At 64.1% G+C, this 19,013-nt stretch carries 18 protein-coding genes; 13 read left to right on the top strand and 5 right to left on the bottom strand.

Translation table 11 applies throughout. The features are described 5' to 3' along the window. Positions 1–367: 367 nt before the first annotated feature. From MKI88_RS05750 to MKI88_RS05735, 4 genes are read right to left on the bottom strand one after another with little or no spacing between them, the layout of a single operon-like run. Entirely contained in the window at positions 368–1,456 is a 1,089-nt protein-coding gene (locus MKI88_RS05750) for a glycosyltransferase family 4 protein (RefSeq protein WP_241630005.1), read from the bottom strand. Beyond that, the gene (locus tag MKI88_RS05745; protein WP_241630004.1) at positions 1,453–2,466 is read right to left on the bottom strand and encodes a polysaccharide pyruvyl transferase family protein; all 1,014 of its coding nucleotides are present in this window, start codon (positions 2,464–2,466) and stop codon (positions 1,453–1,455) included. Before MKI88_RS05745 ends, MKI88_RS05750 begins: the two co-directional genes overlap by 4 nt. Continuing rightward, the gene (locus tag MKI88_RS05740) at positions 2,463–3,959 is read right to left on the bottom strand and encodes a lipopolysaccharide biosynthesis protein (RefSeq protein WP_241630003.1); all 1,497 of its coding nucleotides are present in this window, start codon (positions 3,957–3,959) and stop codon (positions 2,463–2,465) included. Before MKI88_RS05740 ends, MKI88_RS05745 begins: the two co-directional genes overlap by 4 nt. A gap of 15 nt (positions 3,960–3,974) precedes the next feature. Beyond that, on the bottom strand, positions 3,975–4,730 hold the full coding sequence (locus tag MKI88_RS05735; protein ID WP_241630002.1) for a glycosyltransferase family 25 protein: 756 nt from the start codon (positions 4,728–4,730) through the stop codon (positions 3,975–3,977). Between the two features lie 232 nt (positions 4,731–4,962). Between MKI88_RS05735 and MKI88_RS05730 the strand changes: the two genes are divergently transcribed. The 9 genes from MKI88_RS05730 (at position 4,963) to MKI88_RS05690 (ending at position 15,404) form a co-directional block, all read left to right on the top strand. Next, positions 4,963–5,910 carry a glycosyltransferase family A protein gene (locus MKI88_RS05730; RefSeq protein ID WP_241630001.1) on the top strand — a complete coding sequence of 316 codons (948 nt, stop codon included), beginning with the start codon at positions 4,963–4,965 and terminating at the stop codon, positions 5,908–5,910. 63 nt (positions 5,911–5,973) lie between these two features. Beyond that, on the top strand, positions 5,974–8,139 hold the full coding sequence (locus MKI88_RS05725; protein WP_241630000.1) for an AAA family ATPase: 2,166 nt from the start codon (positions 5,974–5,976) through the stop codon (positions 8,137–8,139). A gap of 43 nt (positions 8,140–8,182) precedes the next feature. Further along, on the top strand, positions 8,183–9,511 hold the full coding sequence (locus tag MKI88_RS05720) for a hypothetical protein (protein WP_241629999.1): 1,329 nt from the start codon (positions 8,183–8,185) through the stop codon (positions 9,509–9,511). 25 nt (positions 9,512–9,536) lie between these two features. Continuing rightward, positions 9,537–9,830 carry a hypothetical protein gene (locus MKI88_RS05715; protein WP_241629998.1) on the top strand — a complete coding sequence of 98 codons (294 nt, stop codon included), beginning with the start codon at positions 9,537–9,539 and terminating at the stop codon, positions 9,828–9,830. A gap of 117 nt (positions 9,831–9,947) precedes the next feature. After that, on the top strand, positions 9,948–11,096 hold the full coding sequence (locus tag MKI88_RS05710; RefSeq protein WP_241629997.1) for a glycosyltransferase: 1,149 nt from the start codon (positions 9,948–9,950) through the stop codon (positions 11,094–11,096). A 24-nt stretch (positions 11,097–11,120) separates the two neighbouring features. Then, positions 11,121–12,422 (top strand): UDP-glucose/GDP-mannose dehydrogenase family protein, encoded by a 1,302-nt coding sequence (locus tag MKI88_RS05705; protein WP_241629996.1) that lies wholly within the window; start codon positions 11,121–11,123, stop codon positions 12,420–12,422. Positions 12,423–12,658: 236 nt separating this feature from the next. After that, positions 12,659–13,816 (top strand): outer membrane beta-barrel protein, encoded by a 1,158-nt coding sequence (locus tag MKI88_RS05700; protein WP_241629995.1) that lies wholly within the window; start codon positions 12,659–12,661, stop codon positions 13,814–13,816. A gap of 2 nt (positions 13,817–13,818) precedes the next feature. Further along, complete coding sequence (locus MKI88_RS05695; RefSeq protein WP_241629994.1) at positions 13,819–14,784, top strand: hypothetical protein; 966 nt, start codon at positions 13,819–13,821, stop codon at positions 14,782–14,784. Positions 14,785–14,942: 158 nt separating this feature from the next. Beyond that, positions 14,943–15,404 carry a hypothetical protein gene (locus MKI88_RS05690; RefSeq protein WP_241629993.1) on the top strand — a complete coding sequence of 154 codons (462 nt, stop codon included), beginning with the start codon at positions 14,943–14,945 and terminating at the stop codon, positions 15,402–15,404. 64 nt (positions 15,405–15,468) lie between these two features. On the opposite strand, the gene galU is transcribed toward MKI88_RS05690, so the two are convergent. Then, positions 15,469–16,347: a UTP--glucose-1-phosphate uridylyltransferase GalU gene (gene galU, locus MKI88_RS05685; RefSeq protein WP_241629992.1), complete on the bottom strand. Its 879-nt coding sequence runs from the start codon at positions 16,345–16,347 to the stop codon at positions 15,469–15,471. A gap of 88 nt (positions 16,348–16,435) precedes the next feature. On the opposite strand from galU, the gene MKI88_RS05680 reads away from it, so the two are divergent. The 4 genes from MKI88_RS05680 to hlyD all read left to right on the top strand — a co-directional run bounded on the left by MKI88_RS05680 (position 16,436) and on the right by hlyD (position 19,013). Continuing rightward, positions 16,436–16,693, top strand: coding sequence for a hypothetical protein (locus MKI88_RS05680; protein WP_241629991.1), 258 nt, complete (start codon positions 16,436–16,438; stop codon positions 16,691–16,693). Continuing rightward, entirely contained in the window at positions 16,690–17,178 is a 489-nt protein-coding gene (locus MKI88_RS05675; RefSeq protein WP_281063709.1) for a MarR family winged helix-turn-helix transcriptional regulator, read from the top strand. Before MKI88_RS05680 ends, MKI88_RS05675 begins: the two co-directional genes overlap by 4 nt. Before the next feature lie 174 nt (positions 17,179–17,352). After that, entirely contained in the window at positions 17,353–18,015 is a 663-nt protein-coding gene (locus MKI88_RS05670; protein WP_241629990.1) for a CerR family C-terminal domain-containing protein, read from the top strand. Next, positions 18,012–19,013 (top strand): secretion protein HlyD, encoded by a 1,002-nt coding sequence (hlyD, locus tag MKI88_RS05665; protein ID WP_241629989.1) that lies wholly within the window; start codon positions 18,012–18,014, stop codon positions 19,011–19,013. Before MKI88_RS05670 ends, hlyD begins: the two co-directional genes overlap by 4 nt.

Genomic DNA, 19,013 nt, shown 5'->3' with positions numbered 1-19,013 from the left:
TGGACCAGCATGAAACTTCCTTCGTCATCAGCTTCCGGCGCGACCCATGCTTTAAGGGCGCATTGCGCAAGACCGTGTAGCGAACGATCCCGGCTCGACTGACGCAGTCCGTAGAGCGACCAAGATGGATATGACGCGACCAAGCCGGACGCGGACTGGCTCAAATCGAGACGCGCGATTTCATGGATTTACGAGGAAAATGAGGGAATTATGAGCGTTTCATGTTGATGGTGAGATCGGAGCGCCGAAGATGAGGCCGCCGATCGAGCGGATCTCGCATGGAATTTCGAGGTCTATGTAGAGGCATCGGCCAAACCTTCGGCCAGATGATCGTCAGGAGAGGATCTCTGGTTCTCCCCCCCTGGCGTCATGCTGCTACGGCGCGGTAGACCTGCGAGGTGCTGAGCGCGATCGCGTCCCAGTTGAAGCGTTCGCGAAAACTCGCCGCGTCGACCGCGAAGTCGCCGGCGGGACGCGCGAGCGCTGCGGCGAGCGCTGCAACATCGCCGACCGGGAAATAATGCGCCGGGGCGAGGCCGAGATCGCGATTGGGCTGGATGCCGCTGAGCAGCATGGGCGTCGCGCACGATGCGGCTTCGAGCGCGGCGATCGGAAGCCCTTCATGATAGGAGGGCATCACGAACAGCGATGCGTTCTCGTAGAGCACGCGCAGATTGGCGCGATCCTGGAGTCCCGCGAAGACCACGCGCTCGCTCGCGCGATCGAGCAGCGCGCGCGAATAGGGGCTGGCGTGATCCGCCCCGCCCGCGATCACCAGCTTGCGCGGGTCGTTGGACATCGCATGCGCCTCGATGAGGTCGTGCAACCCCTTTTCGGGCACCAGCCGGCCGACGGCGAGCAGATAGCCCTGCGGTTCCACGCCCAGCCGCGCCAGCGTCCCTTGCGCGCCGGCCGGGAGTTCGGGCGCACCATTGGGAATATAAGCGATGCGCCGGGCGGCCGCGGGAAATTTCACGCGCAGCCGCTCGGCGAGCGAGGGCGATACCGCGATGACCTGATTGGCCCAGCCCGTCCCGAAACGCTCGCCAAGTTTGAGCATTGTGCGTGCAAAGCGGCCCCATTTGGCGCGGTTATAATCCTCGCCATGATGCGTCACGACGACGCGCAGGCCCAGCAGCCGCGCCATCGGCGCCAGCAGCGCGGGTCCGATCGCGTGGATATGGATCATGTCCGCGCCCGCGCGCCGCGCGGCGAGGATCGCGTTGAAGGTCGAAACGATCGCTTCGAGCGAGACCGATCTGGGCGAGGCGACCGCAATCACCTCGACGCCGCGATAGGCGTAGCGAGGCTCGCTGACATAGGGCGCGCGCGCGAACACCATGATCTCGGCATCGGGCGCGATGTGCTTCACGCGCGGCAGCATTTCCTCGCAATGCGTCTCGACGCCCCCCATCACGCCGGGGATACCGCGCAGTCCGGTCACCGCAATCTTCATCGGCGCGTGCCCTCGATCAGATCACCCGCAAGCGCCGATGCCTCGTCGAGCGCCTGCGCGCTGCGCAATCGGTCGAACCCGCCCGTCCATGCGTCGACGAAGTTGCCGATCTTGCGGTAGCTGTTGTCGAGCACGACGTGCGGCAGATCAAGCAAGGTCGAGAGGATATGGCCGTGCAGTCGGTCGGTCACGACGGCGCGCCCCGACGACAGCATCGCCGTCCCCCGGTCGAGCCGCGTGCGCGCAAGCCGGTCATAGGTCTTCACGCGCGCGGTCCGTGGATTGTCGGCAATGGTGAGCAGCCTGGCGGCCGCGAGCGCGAGCCGGATCTGCATGCGATCCTCCACCAGCCAGTCTGCCACCGCGATCGAGCGCCCGCCCGAGCGCACCTGCCCCTCGACGGCCTTTTCGAGATCGGTGCGCAACAGATAGAACAGGTCGTGCGACGGCGGGCCACGATCGAGCGCCCCCATGTAGAACGCCATGTCGGGCGCCAGCAGCACCTCACACGCGAAATGCCGCCGCGCGAACTCGAGCGAGGGCGCGTCGCGCACCATTAGCGTGAAGCGCCCATGCGCCTCGATCGCGCGCGCGGTCTCTTCAACCGACTCATCGGACGCGAAATGGATCGACTGCGGCAACTGGACGATCGGATTGTTCGGGAACTGCCGCATGATCGCGATGCGGAAATCCTGGTGCGCCTTCCAGATCGTCCCGAAATTGCCGCCGCCATGAAGGAAGATCGTGCCGTCGCCGATCGCGGCGGCCATTTCATAATCGGCATGGTTCTTCAGCGCGCTGGCATAAGCGGGCTGGCGCCCATGTGCCGAGAAAAAGGCGGTTTCACCCAGCCAGATCGCCGAATCCCCGACATTGCTGTGATCGGGATAGTCGACCAGCGCGAATGGCGCATCGTCGAGCAAAGGCAGCAACTGGGAGTCGATGCTGTGCTTCAGATCGGCGATCAATGTCTGGCGCGTGGCTGGCTGGACGGTCAGCAACTGGGTCATGATTGGACAAGCCTTTTTCGAGTGAGCAGCTTCATGGCAAGCTGGCGATGGAAAGGGGAAAGGAGCGCCAGCGCGGCGAAATAGAAGAGACCGCCGAGCGGTATTGCAGCGGCGATCGCGATCCAGCCATGTGTCTGTACCATGGCGAGCCCGCCCCAGAGCAGTGCGCCCATCGTGCTCGATGCGATGAAGGGCGCACGCACGGCGGCGACGGTATCGCGCAGCCGGATTGGCGTGGACTGCGTGAGAAAGCGGATCTGGAGCGGAAGTGTCAGATAAGACCGCGCGACATAGGCGATCGCTACCGCCATCAGGCCGAAGGGGAGCGCGAGCCATGTCAGCAGGATCGTCGCGAGCAGCTGGACCACGGCGAGCGTGCGCTGGCGGCGGCTGTTGCCCATCGCGGTCAGCAGCGGTGAAGCGAAATAGTTGAGCGTATAAGGCACCGCGATCACCGCGAAGACCTGCGCGAGCTGACCGGCCTGCGCCCATTTCGCGCCGAACACGAGCGGGACGACCTCGGGCGCAAGGACGCCGAAGCCGACCAGCGCGGGGAAGGAGATCGCCGAACACATGCCGAGCATCGAGCGATAGGCCTGGCACAGCCCGTCGGCATCGTGCTGCAACCGCGAATAGGTCTGCAGTCCGACCGAGGCGAAGGGCTGGATCGCGCCATTGGCGAAAATTTCGTTCGAGCGCCAGGCAACGCGGTAGGTGCCCACCGCGGCCGCGCCGAGATTGGCGCCGATCAGCAGGTCCTGCACGCGTACCATCATCAGGAAGATCAGCTGCGCGATCGTCAGGTTGCCGCCAAAGCCCAGATTGTGCCTCGCCTGTTTCCAGCTGAAGGCACGACCGGGCATCCAGCGATACGATGTCCAGGCGAGCACGGTGCTGATCGTCTCGGTCAGCGCGCGCTGGATCACAAGCGCCCATATCCCCGCCCCGGCAAAGGCCGCCGCGACCGCGGCACCGCCACCGATCAGCCCCGCGACAAGCGATCTCAATGCGATCGTCTTGTGCCCGAATTCGCGCAGGCGCAGCGCCATGTGCGTTCCGCCCAGCGCGTTGATCGGCAGGACGAAGGCCAGCGCGCGCAGCGGATCGACAAGGCCGGGCTGTTCGATCCAGCCCGCGATCCAGGGCGCCGCGATCCAGACAAGCGCGACATAGACGATCGCGATCGCCATGTTGCTCCAGAAAATCGTATCCTTCAGCCGCGCGTCCACCACCTGGACCCGCGCGATGATCTGCATCAGCCCGCCCGTCGCAATGATCCGCCCGACCTCCGCAAAGACATATGCCATCGCGAAAATGCCGACCGCTTCCTTGCTGAGCAGCCGCGCGAGCATGACGAAGACAATCAAGGAAAAGAGCTGGTCACTTATCTGTCGCACGATCGTCCAGCCGATGGAGCGCGAGGTCTTCTTGCGCAGTTCGGCATCAAAACCGCGCGCGGCCTCGATACCGATTTGGGGGTCGCGTTCCGCCATTTTTGCCTGCGCCCCTCAGCGCTGAAAGCGGAAGCGGCGGCGGCCGAAGAGCTGATAGCCCGCACGTTCGCGCGTGTGCGCGACGAGGCGTTGCAGCTTCAGCCGGCGCGGCACGGGAAAGCGCTCGAAGCGCTGGAGCCCGATGCCGCTCTCCACCTTTCGCTCCATGAGCGGAAAGGGAAATACCGCGAGGTTACGCACCCCATGCACCCAGCTGCGATCCATCTCGTCGTCGATCGGCCGGCGGAGCTCACGACAATGTGCGGCAAGGCGCTCGGCGCCCGCGCGGGTGATCATATAGCCCTGCGTCCCGAAGCAATATCCCGCCACCTCGGTCAACCAGGTCGCGCGACAGACATAATCCTTCGCGATGATGCGGCTGGGCGCGGGCTTCTTGTAATAGAGCCGGACATAGTCATGCCCCGCAGCGCCATGATACACCGCCGCGAAGCGCGCGACATAGTCCCAGTCGACGATCACATCGTCTTCCAGCACGATATACTGATCCGCATCGGGATCGGCCAGGAGCTGAAGCCAGAGCGCGAAGTGACTTGAATAGCAGCCGATTTCACCCTGGCGCAGCGGCCTGCCCTTGGCGACGATCGCCGCGTCCTCGTCATATTCCAGATCGGGATGAAGCCTGTCCCACGCGTCGAAAAAGCGCCATGGCGCCTCGGCTCCGGCAGCGTCTGCGGCAAAGGCGCGCCTCCGTTCGGACGCATTGGCCATGCTGACGACGAAGATCCGCGTACGGACGGGTCGGGGCGTCATTCAGTATCCTTCTTCGTCATTTAGGTCACCGCCCCCCGGCGCTGCACGAAACAGTGAAACCCAATCCGCGCCGGTGCGTTCCATGCGACGGGCAAGTGGTTTCATGCTGCATTGCACACAAACGAAGCTAGGCCTTATAAAATCCCAGAAAAAGACCTGTTTCCGCACAAGAATTTCAACTCGTCGGCGATTTCGTCCAGATCGTCTTCCGCGCTGCAAAAAACGGGGTAAAATGACCGAACCGCGCTTTTCCGTTATTATTCCCGTCCACAACAAGGCACGCCATGTCGCCGAGAGCGTAGCGAGCGCGCTTGCGCAGACGCTGCCGCCGCATGAAGTGATCCTGATCGACGATGCGTCGACCGATGGCAGCGCAGAGATCATCGCGGCATTCAAACACCCCCGCATCCGTGTGCTGTTTCGCGATACGCCGGGCCCCGGCGGCTATGCCGCACGCAACCTTGGCATCGAAAAGGCGGATGGTGACTGGATCGCATTTCTCGACGCCGACGATATCTGGGCGCCCACGCATCTCGCCGACATTGCGGCGGCGATCGTGCGGGTGCCCGGGGTGGGCTGCGTTTCGACCCGCTATGAGCACGTCTTCAAGGATCGGCGGCACGAATCCAACATGCCCGCGACACTCGCCGCCGCTGAGGGGGCCAGCGTCTCGCTCGAGGGATTTCTCAGGCTATGGCTGGAAACGCGCGATTGCCCGATCTGGACAGGCGCCGCCGCATTCCGCCGTGACGTGCTGGTGCGCGCGGGCCTTTTCCCCGCAGGCAAGGCCGTACGCGGGGGCGACAAGGATCTCTGGCTTCGCGCAGTGGCGACGGCGCCCTTCACATATGTTTCGCGCGCCTCGGCCGAATTTCACCGCGACTCCGATAACAAGGTCAGCAAAAAGACCAACCCGGACACCTTGCCGCTCATCGTCGAGACGGCGCGCACGATGATTCGTGGATCAAATACGGCGGAACGCGCGTTACTCCGTCGGCTGATCAACCAGCAGATCGGGCTCTATGCGCGCTTTTCCTTCAAGGGGGAACGAATCTCGCCCAGCTTCGCACGGAACCTTTATCTGCCCGAGGGTGTTGGGCTCTACCTCCTGATCGAGGGACTGCGGCTGATGCCGGCGAAATTGCGCCAGAACATCTACCGCTCGGTAAAAAGGGTCTGATAGCTTGGTGTTCATACGCGTTTTCCGCTCTGCCCCGTCGTGCACGCAATCGGGAGGTCGTCGATGAACCGCCTAGTCCCCGTCCCTTCCGAAAGCCGTCATATCGCCCGGCGCGACGACAGCGGAGAACTGCTCGACCTGCGCGCGATCGGCCGCACGATCCGCAAGCGCTGGATCCCCATCGCGCTCGCGTCGCTCGCCTCGTTCCTGCTCACGGCGGTGCTCTACATGCTGTCGGATCCACGCTATGTCGCGACCGCGGCAATGGTGGTCGAACGCCAGACCGAGGAGCTGATCCCGCAGACCAATTCCAGCCAGCCGCTCGCCACCGACTCCCCGTCGGTCGACACCGCGGTTCAGGTGCTCAAATCGCCAGCGATCGCGGGCCGTGTCGTCGATGCGCTCAAGCTCACCGGCGTCGAGGAATTCAATCCCGACCGGCAGCCCGCACAGGCATCGTCGTCGCGCGACCGCGCGGTCCGGATCCTGCTCGGCTCGCTCGACGTGAAGCGCGAGGGCGTGTCCTATGTGATCAGCGTCAGCTACGCGTCCTCGGATCCGGACATGGCCGCGCGGGTCGCGAATGGCGTTATCGACCAGTATATCCGCGCCAATCTCGACGCTGAATCGGGCGCCTCGAAGCGCGCGGCGGAATTGCTCGGCACGCGGCTGGACCAGCTGCGCGGGCAGGTGCTCTCGGCCGAAGCGGCGGTTGCGCAGTACCGCGCATCGAACGGTCTGTTCGCGGCGTCGGATGTCAGCTCGGTAACGCAGCAGGAACTCTCGACTCTCAATACGCAGCTTGCCGAGGCGCGCGCGCAGCAAGCCGCGGCGCAGGCCCGGCTCAACACCGCGCAGTCGCAGATCGCGCGCGGTGGCGGCGGCGACAGCCTGGGCGAAGCGCTCAATTCGCAGACCGTGTCGGCACTTCGCGCACAGCGGGCGCAGATCAGTTCGAAGGTCGCCAATCTCTCGGCACGCTATGGTCCGAAATATCCCGAACTGGTGGAAGCCCAGAGCCAGCTCAAGGATATTGACGGCCAGATCCAGGCCGAAGTCGATCGCGTGGTCGCGAGCCTGTCCGCCGAGGCGCGCGTGGCCAGCCAGCGCACAGCCTCGATCGCTGGGTCGATCGGCGGCGTGGAAGGCCGGCTGGCGACCGATACGACCGCCGCGGTCCGGCTGAGCGAGCTCGAGCGCAACGCCGAATCCGCGCGCGTGCTCTACCGCGCGTTTCTCGACCGGTACAAGGAAGCGGTCGCGCGCCAGGGCACCGAAACGAGCGGCGCCGCAAAGGTCTCGCGCGCGCAGGCGCCGGTCATCCCGATGTCGCCCAATCCGGTCGTGTTCTTAGGGATAGCGCTGGTGGGCGCCGTGGCGGCCTCGGTCGCGGTGATGCTGATCATGCAATTCTTCGAAAGCGGGCTCAGGACTGCGGAGGGAATCGAGAAGCGACTCAACGTTCCCGCGCTGGGATCGATTCCAGAACTTAGCTCGCTGCCCGAGGCGCGAGAGCTGCGCGGCGGGACGCCATGGCCCGCCCAGTTCGTTCTCGACTATCCGCGTTCGGCCTTTACCGAGTCCTTCCGGGCACTCAAGACGTCGCTACTCTTCGCACCCACGTCGCGCGAAGTGAAGATCGTCGCGGTCACTTCGGCGTTTCCCGGCGAAGGCAAGACCAGCACCGCGATCTGCCTTGCGCGCACGGCGGCGCTGTCGGGGTCGCGTACGGTGCTGATCGACTGCGATTCGCGTCGCCGCGCCTCCTCCAAGCTGATGTCGGATGCGATCCCCGCCGGGCTCGCTGATGTCGTCGAGGGCCGCGTCACCCTGGACGAAGCGCTCATTCGCGATGAGCCTTCGGGCGCCTGGTGCATCGCGCAGCGCCCGGGGAGCGAGGTGCCCTTCGACATGCTCGGATCCGACGCAATGCGCCGGGTGCTCGACGAGCTTCGCCATCGCTTCGATTTCGTCGTGCTCGACACCGCACCGGTGCTGGCCGTCGCCGAATCGCGCGTGCTGGCTTCGCTCGCCGATACCGTACTGATGCTGGTCCAGTGGCAAAAGACCCCCGCCAAGGCCGCGGAGATCGCGCTCAAGCAGCTCGACGCCGTTGGCGCGCATGTAGCGGGCGTGGCGCTCAGCCGCGTCGACGTCCGCGAACAGGCGCGCAGCGGCTTCGGCGATGCGGGCCTCTATTTCGGACGCTACAAGGAATATTATACCTGAGGCGGCCACCAATGACGCATGTGCATAGCGGGGCGGCGCGCTGATGGGTGCCACCCCCTCCTTCCCGATCCCGGTACTGATTGCGGTCACGGCGCTGCTCGCCGCGGTGCTCGTCGCCGCACTGCGCCGCGTCGACGGCCGCGCCGCGCGTTTCGTGATCGCGGCGGTATGGGCGCGCTATATCCTCAGCGTCTTTCATACCGTCACTTATGATGAGGCCTTGGCCGGGCTGAGCTGGAACGCAATTGGTTCGATCGCGATCACCGCGGCGGGCTTCGTCCTCATCCAGCCACGCCACCTGATGCTGAAGGCGCTGCTCCCGGTCTACGCGATCATCGTGCTTGTTCTGACGAGCGCCAGCCTCAACGCCGGCCCCGTGAGCGCGCTCGATAGCGTCGTGAAATATGGCTATTTCATTGTCGTGATGGTCGCCTCCTACGAGGCATTGCGCGAGAATGGATCGGAGCGCTTCTTCCCCGCGCTCCTCTGGGCCTTTGCGCCGCTGCTGACATTCCAGCTGCTGTCGATCGCCACGGGGACGGTCAAGGCGTCCGAGCTGGACGGATCGGTCAGCTATATCGGCGGATATAATCACGAAGCCGCCTTCTCGGTCGCACTCGCCACCTTCTTCGTCGTTGCCTGTTTCACCGAGACACTGCGCAAGCCGCTCAAGGCCGCGCTCCTTCTCATCCTCATCGTCGGCATCGCACTCGCCAACTACCGAACGACCATCCTCGCGCTGTTGCCGCTGGCGGCGCTGCAGGCGGTCAGTGGCACGGTGCTATCCTTCCGCCGCGACCAGAGGTTCGTGCTGTTGATCGTCATGTCGGTCGTGGCGCTCGCCGCGCTTGCGATTCTCGCCGCGCAGGGATCGGAACGCTTCGCCGATCTTGGCCTTTTCCTGGGCGATCCCGGACAGTTCATCAAGCCGGTGCACGAGTTCTCGCTTGAGGAGCGTCGCCTGCTCTCCGGCCGGGCCTATATCTGGTCGGACTATATCTACACCTGGCTTGACGCCTCGACGCTGCGCCACGTTTTCGGCTTCGGGCCCGATAGCTGGGAGGATTGGTTCAAGGTCTATCCGCACAACACGCTTGTCGCGTTCCTGTTCGAGCTGGGCATGGCGGGACTGTTCGCGCTGTTGCTGTTCTGGACGGTGATGCTCGGGCATGCGTTGCGCGCGCGCGGCGCGGTTCGCTACGATCTGATCTTCGCGCACCTGTCCTTCATTCTCATGAACCTGGCCACGATGGCGCTGTGGCAGGTCGAGGGCATAATTCTCTATGCCATTGTGTGCGGATATTCGCTATTCAGCGCAGTGGAGGCGGGGGCCCCCACATACAGGACCGGGAGTACACACGCCCGGGCATAGGACTTTAAGGATCGGGAAACCGTACGTGGACGATAAGGAACGGATAGCCACGCAACGGAGCCACGACATGTCCGCCCCAGGTGCCGCTCGAATCGACGCCTCCCCGATTTCCCTCGTCGCTGCCAGCGCACGAACCGCGCTCGACACCGAACACACGCCCGAAATAGATGTGCTGGACGCGGTGTCGCGCCAGGGCTTCGACGCCCTTTCGCCCGCGGAAAAAGCACGGGCATTGCCGCGCAAGACGTGGACGATCTTCACCGCCGGAATGCTCGCCTGGGCCCTGTTTGCGATCCCTGCCTGGCTCATTTTCGGCTGATCCCCCAAAGCGGCCGGACGGCCGCATAACCGCCGTTCCCGGGCGTCATTGTGCTTTGCAGCATCGGGCGGATAGGTCATGGGGAAACCCAGTGATTCAGTCCGGAAATCAGCCCCTTTGCGCCGCAAGATCCTCTTCATCATCAACTCGCTGACGGGTGGCGGGGCAGAGCGCGTAATGGCAACCCTGCTGCGCCATTCGGAAGACTGGCGCACGCAATATGACATCGCACTCGCGCTGCTCGACGATGAGCCACAGGCCTATGCGATCCCTGACTGGATCACGATCCACCAGCTCGATTGCGGTTTCAGTCTGATCCGGAGCGCATCGCGTCTGCGTGCCCTTGTCAGGGAGATCCGGCCCGATGCAACGCTCAGCTTCCTGACGCGCGCCAACGTCGCGAACGCGTACGCCATGCGCGGCAGAAATCGACCATGGATCATCAGCGAGCGCGTCAACACAAGCGCGCATCTTGGTGCCGATGCCGCAGGCAAGGTCGGCCGGATGCTCGTGCGCCTGTCCTATCCAAAGGCCAGCGCGGTCATCGCGGTATCGCACGGCGTCGCGGACGACCTTGTCCGCAACTTCGAGGTTCCCGCCGCACGCGTCACTGCGATCGCCAATCCCGTCGACGTCGACTTCATCGCCCGGCGCGCCGCCGAGCCCGCCCCGATCCCGATCGACGGCCCCTATGTCGCGGCGATGGGGCGCCTGGTCGCGAACAAGAATTTCGCGCTGCTGATCGATGCCTTTGCCGCATCGGGCATCCCGGGCAAGCTCGTCATCGGGGGCGAAGGCCCATTGCGCGGTGCTCTCGACGCACAGATCGCGCGGCTGGGTCTTCAGCGACGCGTTATCCTCGCGGGCTTCCTTGAAAATCCCTTTCCGCTCGTCGCTGGCGCGCGCTATTTCGTGCTACCCTCAAATGCCGAGGGCTTCCCCAATGGGCTAGTCGAGGCGATGGCGACCGGTGTCGCGGTTGTCTCAACCAACTGCCTTTCGGGCCCCTCCGAGATACTCGCGGAGGCGGCGCGCGAGGACATTTCGGGCGTTACCCGCTCAAAACATGGGATTCTCGTACCCTGCAATGATCCCGCCGCGATGGCGGGCGCGATGCGCGCGCTCGAGGACGAAACGCTTCGCACGCACTATGCCATGGCCGCGCGGGAGCGCGCCGGCGCTTATGCCCCGCACAACGCCGCCCGGCGCTATTGGCGCGTCATCGAGCAGGCGCTAGATGGTCCCGGGCCGGGGCCAGCACTCTAACCTTACCGCAACTTTGGAGATTTCATGCGTATCACTATGATCGGTTCGGGCTATGTGGGCCTCGTATCTGGCGCCTGCTTCGCCGATTTCGGGCACGATGTGGTCTGCGTCGACAAGGATCAGAAGAAGATCGATGCGCTGCACGAAGGACGCATGCCGATCTATGAGCCCGGGCTCGACGCGCTGGTGGCCTCCAACGTCAAGGGTGGCCGCCTGTCCTTCACCACCGATCTCACCGACGCTGTCGCCGATGCCGATGTCGTCTTCATCGCGGTGGGCACGCCGTCGCGGCGCGGCGACGGCCATGCCGATCTGAGCTACGTCCACGCCGCCGCGGCCGACATTGCCAGGGCGATCAAGGGCTACACGGTCGTGGTGACCAAATCGACGGTGCCCGTCGGCACCGGGGACGATGTCGAGCGCATCATCCGCGAGACCAATCCCGATGCAGAGTTCGCGGTGGTCTCCAACCCCGAATTCCTGCGCGAGGGCGCGGCAATTGGCGATTTCAAGCGCCCAGACCGTATCGTCGTCGGCACCGATGACGCGCGTGCCGAAGAGGTCATGCGCGAGGTCTATCGCCCGCTCTTCATCAACAAATCGCCGATCCTGTTCATGAGCCGGCGCACCGCCGAACTCACCAAATATGCCGCCAACGCATTTCTCGCGACCAAGATCACCTTCATCAACGAGATCGCCGACCTCTGCGAGAAGGTAGGTGCCGACGTCCAGGGCGTGTCGCGCGGCATCGGGCTCGACAATCGCATCGGCGCGAAATTCCTGCACGCTGGCCCGGGCTATGGGGGATCGTGCTTCCCCAAGGATACGCTGGCTCTCCTGAAGACCGCGCAGGATTCGGGCGTGCCGCAGCGCATCGTCGAATCGGTCGTCGCGGTGAACGATGCGCGCAAGCGTGCGATGGGCCGCAAGGTGATCGACGCGCTTGGCGGCGAGGTGCGCAAGAAGACGATCGCGGTGCTCGGACTTACCTTCAAGCCCAACACCGACGACATGCGCGACAGCCCGGCGATCGACGTCGTGCGCGTGCTTCAGGACAATGGCGCCATCATCCGCGCCACCGATCCCGAGGGCATCGAACAGGCCAAGCTCGTCATCGAGAATGTCGAGTATTTCGATAACGCCTATGAGGCGATGGATGGCGCCGACGCCGCGGTGATCGTCACTGAATGGGACGCCTATCGCGCGCTTGATTTCGCGCGTGCGAAAAAGGCGATGAAGGCACCGATCCTGGTCGACCTGCGCAACATCTACCCGCGCGATCAGGTTGAGAATGCAGGATTCTCCTATACGGCGGTGGGTCGCTGAGCATGACGGGCGCGGCTCGTCGCGTGCGATGAACGCGACGGCCCGCCCATCCATGGTGCGACGCATCCAAAACCGGGTTCGCGCGCTTGTGCGCGGTGATGTTATTGCGTTTGCGTCCGGCCTGCAGTGCCGTCCTCGTCCTGGGAACCGCGCTTCCCGTCCATGCTCAGCAAGCTGATGTGCTGGAGGATTTCAGAAATGAAGGCCTCCAGTTCAGGCGTGTCGGAGCGCTTGCGGTGCGCGAACGGCCGCAGCCGCTCTACGATGCCGTTCCCTATCGTATCGACGGAGTCGAGGTGATGCCGCGGCTTAGCGCCGATACGACCTATGACAGCAACATATTTGCGATACCGCAGGCGCGCGATGACCTGATCGTGCGGCTGCGGCCGCGGATGACCGCCTCTGCAGTGCTCGGCAGTCTAGATGTCACCAGCGCGGTGGAGCTCGATCACCGCGAATATCTCTCACACAGCAGCCAAAGCACCACCGACGTCGTCTTCGGACTGGCCGGTCGCTACGATATCAGCCGCGACACCCAGCTATATGCGGGGATGCGCAACGGGCGGCGGACCGAGGACCGCGCCGACCCCGATTCTCCGTTCAATCTGCGCGAACCTGCGCAGTACGACTATGTTTCGGGCCATCTCGGCGCGGCGCACAGCTTCAACCGGATGCGCGTCGCGGGGCACGTCGGGATCGAGGACCGCGATTATCGCGACGGGCGCGATGGCCGCGGCAATCCGGTCGATCAGGATTTTCGCAGTCGCGCGCTGCTGACGAGCGATATCGCCGCCGAATATGCCTTCAGCCCGGACACCTCGGCCTTCGTCAACCTGTCGCTCAACCGACGCAATTACGCCGCTCAGGCACCGCTCGAACCTTCGCGCGATTCAAAGGGCTACCGGATCACCGCGGGCGCCAGTCTCGAGATCACAAAATTGATCCGCGGAGAAATCGGCCTCGGCTATTTCCGCCAGGGTTTCGAAAGCCCTGTCTATGACACCGTGAAGGGACTGGCGGCGCGCGCCAGGCTGGAATATTTCATGACCCCGCTCTTCACCTGGACGCTCAGGGCCAATCGCGGTGTCGAGGAGGCGTCGAGCATCGGAACCGGCGCCTATGTTGCCACGTCTATCTCGCTCCAGGCCGATTACGAGCTGTTTCGTAACCTGATACTCAGCGCAGGCGCGAATTATGAGCATGACGACTTTCAGGACATCGACCGCCGCTACGACATCCGGGGCGCGACGCTCGCAGCCGATTACAAGCTCAGCCCGCGCTATGCGCTGGGCGTTCAGTACGAGTTTCGCGATCAGGAAGCCGCCGGCGCCTTTCCCGGCCGCGAGTTCGCGCGGCACCGCCTTATGGCGGGCCTGACCGTGCAGGGGATGTGACCATGGCGCAGTTTACCCGACGATCGATACTCGCCGCAGCGGCGGCCGCGCCGCTGACCGTCCTTGCGCAGCGCGCGCCCGGCCGCCCAGCCGGCAAGAGCGCCCGTTCGGGGCAGCGGATCACAGGTGCCCGGTTCGTCGATCTCGGCAATGGCGCGATCGTCGTCGATCATCCGGTCGACGGCCTGATCGTCGAGGATGTGAAGGCGGAACGCCTTTACCGTTTTCTGGAGAACACCGCCGCCAAGGGCGCGCCACCCGCACCGCTCACGCGCTTCGTGCTCCGCCGCATCTCGGCGCGCGATCTCGAACGCGGCATGACGCGCATCCGGCACGCCTCGCATGCGGGGCTGATCGAGGATGTCACCGCCTATGGCAGTGGCAATTGCGCGAACTATTGCGTCGGCTTCGCGCTCGACGACGAGGCGCACGACATCATCTATCGCCGCGTCCAGGCGCACGGCTTCGCTGAAGCCACGCGTCCACGGGACAAATACTGGAATGGCGACGGCTTCACCGACGAGCGGGGCAATCGCGCGATCCGCTATCTCGATTGCGTCGCGAGCGGATGCAGCGACGGCGGTTTCGATCTGAAATCGAGCGAGGTCATGGTCATCGGCTGCACCGCGCGGGGCAACAAGCGCAACTTCAGACTCTGGGGCAACGGCCGCCTCGAACGCTGTACGAGCGAGAACCCCAAATGGCACGGCGGCGTGGGCGGCCCCGCGCATTTCTCCTTTCACGGTCCCGAGGCGCGCTACGTCATCGACCGCCCCGTGGTGCGCGCCGATCCGGCCAACAAGGCGCCCGTCTTCCTGTTCGACACCAAGGCCCCCGCTGAAATCGAAATCCGCAATGCCGATATCGACGCCCCGGGAGCGCCGCTCATCGTCGCGGGCGGGCAGCAAATCCCGAAGATCAAATGGGTGCCCGCGCGCGCAGCGCAGAAGATCCGCACCGCGAAGTAGGTGCCGGCGCACAGGGCCGTCACGGCATCCTGTCCGGTAGTGGTGGAAAACCGACACTTCGGAAATTGCGTGATTATCTGGTGCAGACCAACTCGACGCTGGCCTTTGCTTAGGGTACAAAACCCTGATTGCGCGGCAACCTTCACGAAGGATGATGCATGGCGACAGCAACCAGCGAATTCATGCCCGCTTCGGCCGAACAGCCTTCGGACAAGCAGCGGCTCTTCCTTCGGTATTTCACGGGAACCCTGATCGATCTGGTGGTTCTTAACCTGTTCAACGAATATTCCGATCAGGTTTATGTCGATACCTTCACGACTTCACTGCTCGCGGCCATTCTACTCCAACTGCTGCTGAAGGGGACTATTGCGGTCGAGCATTGGGTTGCCGGATTCTTCCATGGAAAGTCCGGCGGGTTCATGACCTTCCTGCGCTTCTTCTGTGCCTGGCTTGTGCTGTTCGGCTCCAAATTCGTGATCCTGGAGGCGCTGGCCATGGCGTTCGGGGATAGCGTCCGCTTCGAAGGCATGTTCCACGGGATCGTGGTGCTGATCATCGTCGTGGTCGTGATGCTCATCGCCGAAGAGCTGGTTGTGCGGTTCTACCGCCGGCTCAACTGAAGCTTCCGCTCTCGGGCAACACGGCTGGCCCCACGATGACGGGGCCAGCCGTGAACCCGCCCCGCTACGCCGCCACGCGGGTCTCGATGATTGATGCCGCGAAGGCGCGCACCGTCGGCGCGATGTCGGGCCTTGCGAGCGCCATGGCCATCGTCGCCTCGACATAGCCCGCCTTGTCGCCGCAGTCGTAGCGCCTCCCCTGGAAGGTGTAGCCGTGAAAGGGCTGGTCGCGCATCACCTTCTCCATCGCATCGGTGAGCTGGATTTCTCCCCCCGATCCGCGCTGGTGATCGGCGAGCGCCTCCATCACCGCCGGCTGGAGGATATAGCGCCCGACGATCGCGAGATTGGAGCGTGCGTCCGCTGGCGCCGGCTTCTCCACCATCCCCTTCACCTCGGTCAGCGCACCGTCGCGCTTGCCGGGCGTCAGGATGCCGTAGCTCCCGGTCCGTGCCGGATCGACTTCCTCGGCACAGATGATGTTGCCGCCCGTGCGGGCGTGGGCCGCAACCATCTGCGCAAGGCAACCGGGTTCGCCGACCATGAAGTCGTCGGGCAGGATCACCGCGAAGGGATCGTCGCCGATGATGTGGCGTGCGCACCATACGGCGTGGCCCAGCCCCAGCGGCTCCTGCTGGCGCACATAGGTGATCGCGCCCGGCGCAAGCCGTGTGCCCGCGACCAGATCCATCGCCTTGCCGCGCGAGCGCATCGTCGTCTCAAGCTCGAAAGCCATGTCGAAATGGTCCTCGAGCGCGCTCTTGCCGCGCCCGGTGACGAAGATCATCTGTTCGATCCCCGCCTCCAGCGCTTCTTCGACCGCATATTGGATCAGCGGCTTGTCGACGATCGGCAACATCTCCTTTGGGGTAGCCTTGGTGGCGGGCAGAAAGCGTGTGCCGAGACCGGCGACTGGAAACACGGCTTTGCGGATAGGGGACATGCAGATACTCCGTTACGCGACTATGTTGCATCGCAGCATCGAATGACGCCACGACAAGTCAATTGGCGGAAACACTTTGGAAATTCGGATGATCCGTCATTTGCGTCGCTTCGCGGTGGACGCTGCATCTCATGCGCCGGATCGCATTCGCCCGGATGGCTGTATCGCTATCATCAGGCATATCCGGACAGAAGTTAAAGGCGTATGGCATTTCTTGATCGACGGGCTTGTGCCATCCGCCATTTCTGCCAAGGATTGGTCGGACACCGACCGAAAGGGGCTGCCGCGCGACCGGCGTGACGATCGGCCGGGGACCAAAAAATCTGTTGGGGGACAGACAGGGTGACAGTTTCGGAAGTGGGGAAAGCCGCGCCTGCGGCAAAGTCGGGCGACGTAAAACTGGGGCTGCTCGCGGACCATCTCGCCTTTTACCTGCGTCGCGCGCAGGACGTTTCCTTTCAGGCATTTGCCAAGCGGGTGAACCGCACCGATCTGTGCCCCGGCCATTTCACGATCCTCACCATCATCGGCGAGAATCCGGGCCTGAACCAGACCGCGCTCAGCCAGGCGACGGGGCGCGACAAATCGACGCTGACGCCCGCGCTGAAGGCGCTGGAGCAGCAGGGTACGATTACCCGGACGCGTTCGGAGGTCGATCGCCGCGCCTATCTGTTGAAGTTGACGCCCGCAGGCGAAGATTATCTTGCCCAGCTCACCGTCCATGCGCATGAACATGGTCGCTTGCTCGACGAAGTGGTCGGTCCCTTCAACAAGCCGCTGCTGATCCACCTGCTCGAGGAAATCGCGCAAAAGCTTCCGACCAAGGCCTGACCGCAACCGCATCGGTTTCGGTCGGGCACGACCTCCGAAAACACGTTCATCAGCAAGCGCCGGTCCAGATACGGCTCTGCCCATGGCGGCTGCACACCATGGCGCCCCGTTCCGTGGGGTTCGATCAATATTGCGCGTTGATTTGTTCGTTCGAACGAATTAATTTGCCTACCCATGAGCAAGCGACTCGAAAAGGCATCGATTGACGATCGGCTGCTGGATACGGCCATCGATCAGTTCGGACGCTTCGGCTTTGAGGCTGCCAGTACGCGCACCATTGCCGCGGCCGCGGAAACCGCGATGTCGTCGATCACCTATCATTTCGGCGGCAAGGAAGGGCTTTATCTCGCCGCTGCGCGCCATATCGCGCAACAGGCACGCGAGGGGTCCGCGGCAGCGCAGGCAGCGGCACGAGCGATTCTGAGCGAAAAGCCCGGTATCGACGGCGCGATCGAGGCGGTGGCGCTGATCCTTGAAGGTTTTACCGATTTGCTGACCAGCGAACGGAGCACGCCCTGGGCACGGTTCATCGTCCGCGAGCAGATGAACCCCGGCCCCGCGTTCGACATCCTCTATTCGGAACTGATGAAGGAACGCGCCGATTTCGCCGCCGCACTCGTGGAGCGTATCGGCGCGGGATCCTTTGGCGCCGCCGAAGCGCGTATCAAGACGCTGGCGCTGTTCGGACAGGTGCTGATCTTCCGCGTCGCGCGCGCAACCGTATTGCGTGTAACCGGCTGGAGCGACGTCACGCCCGTCGAAGCCGCCGAAATCCGGCGCACGGTACGCGCCCACACCCTCGCCATATTGAACAGCATCCGCGGAGACCGTGCATGAATCGCCGTCGCCTGATTCCGATCGTCCTCCTTGTCGCGTTCGTGCTGGTCGCGATCTTCACCAAGGGCTTCGGCCTTTTTGACCGAGACAACGGCGAACTCACGCTCAATGGCAATGTCGACATTCGTTCGGTCGACCTCGCCTTCCGCGTCCCCGGACGCATTTCCGAGATGCCCGTCGAAGAGGGCAGCAAGGTCGAGGCGGGCACGGTCCTCGCCCGCCTCGATACCCGCCCGCTTACCGACGCACTCAATGTTGCCGAGGCGCAGATCGGCGTCGCGAGCGCCGAACTCGACAAGCGCGTCACGGGCAACCGCCCGCAGGACATCGCGCAGGCAGCGGCGCAGGTTGCAGCGGCAAAGGCTTCGCTCGCCAAGGCCAGCGAGGACTATCAGCGCCGCTCCGGGCTGGTGAAGACCGGTGCGGTCAGCCAGGCGGTCTATGATGCGAGCCGTGCCGAGTTTCTTTCGGCACAGGCGCAGCTCCGCGCCGCCGAGCAGGCGCTTTCGCTCCAGCGTGCAGGTGCGCGCCGCGAGGATATTGATTCCGCGCGCGCAGAGCGTGCCTCGGCGGTCGCGCAGCGCGACAAGGCCAGGACCGACCTTGCCGATGCCACGATCACCGCACCGTCGGCGGGCACGATCCTGACCCGCGCGCGCGAGCCCGGCGCGATCGTGCAGGCCGGAGAGGCCGTGTTCACGCTGACGATCGACCGGCCCATGCGCGTCCGCGCCTATGTCCCCGAACCCGATCTCGGCCGCATCTCGCCGGGCATGAAGGTGCTCGTCACCACCGACGGCAATCCGAAGTCCTATCAGGGTACGATCGGCCACATCTCGCCCACCGCCGAGTTCACGCCCAAATCTGTGCAGACCGAGGATCTGCGCACCGATCTCGTCTACCGGCTGCGGATCATCGTCACCAATCCCGACGATGCATTGCGTCAGGGTCAGCCCGTGACCGTCAAGGTTCCCGACGCCCGGCCCGCGAAGGACTGA

This window comes from Sphingomonas sp. LaA6.9, from assembly GCF_022601895.1.
GTDB lineage: Bacteria > Pseudomonadota > Alphaproteobacteria > Sphingomonadales > Sphingomonadaceae > Sphingobium_A.
This window is presented reverse-complemented; position numbering and strand designations above follow the sequence as displayed.

Bases quoted from the DNA above. Each gene is read 5' to 3' on its own strand.
- MKI88_RS05750 (WP_241630005.1), bottom strand. From the start codon at position 1,456: ATGAAGATTGCGGTGACCGGACTGCGCGGTATCCCCGGCGTGATGGGG.
- MKI88_RS05745 (WP_241630004.1), bottom strand. From the start codon at position 2,466: ATGACCCAGTTGCTGACCGTCCAGCCAGCCACGCGCCAGACATTGATC.
- MKI88_RS05740 (WP_241630003.1), bottom strand. From the start codon at position 3,959: ATGGCGGAACGCGACCCCCAAATCGGTATCGAGGCCGCGCGCGGTTTT.
- MKI88_RS05735 (WP_241630002.1), bottom strand. From the start codon at position 4,730: ATGACGCCCCGACCCGTCCGTACGCGGATCTTCGTCGTCAGCATGGCC.
- MKI88_RS05730 (WP_241630001.1), top strand. From the start codon at position 4,963: ATGACCGAACCGCGCTTTTCCGTTATTATTCCCGTCCACAACAAGGCA.
- MKI88_RS05725 (WP_241630000.1), top strand. From the start codon at position 5,974: ATGAACCGCCTAGTCCCCGTCCCTTCCGAAAGCCGTCATATCGCCCGG.
- MKI88_RS05720 (WP_241629999.1), top strand. From the start codon at position 8,183: ATGGGTGCCACCCCCTCCTTCCCGATCCCGGTACTGATTGCGGTCACG.
- MKI88_RS05705 (WP_241629996.1), top strand. From the start codon at position 11,121: ATGCGTATCACTATGATCGGTTCGGGCTATGTGGGCCTCGTATCTGGC.
- MKI88_RS05695 (WP_241629994.1), top strand. From the start codon at position 13,819: ATGGCGCAGTTTACCCGACGATCGATACTCGCCGCAGCGGCGGCCGCG.
- MKI88_RS05690 (WP_241629993.1), top strand. From the start codon at position 14,943: ATGGCGACAGCAACCAGCGAATTCATGCCCGCTTCGGCCGAACAGCCT.
- galU (WP_241629992.1), bottom strand. From the start codon at position 16,347: ATGTCCCCTATCCGCAAAGCCGTGTTTCCAGTCGCCGGTCTCGGCACA.
- MKI88_RS05680 (WP_241629991.1), top strand. From the start codon at position 16,436: ATGATCCGTCATTTGCGTCGCTTCGCGGTGGACGCTGCATCTCATGCG.
- MKI88_RS05670 (WP_241629990.1), top strand. From the start codon at position 17,353: ATGAGCAAGCGACTCGAAAAGGCATCGATTGACGATCGGCTGCTGGAT.
- hlyD (WP_241629989.1), top strand. From the start codon at position 18,012: ATGAATCGCCGTCGCCTGATTCCGATCGTCCTCCTTGTCGCGTTCGTG.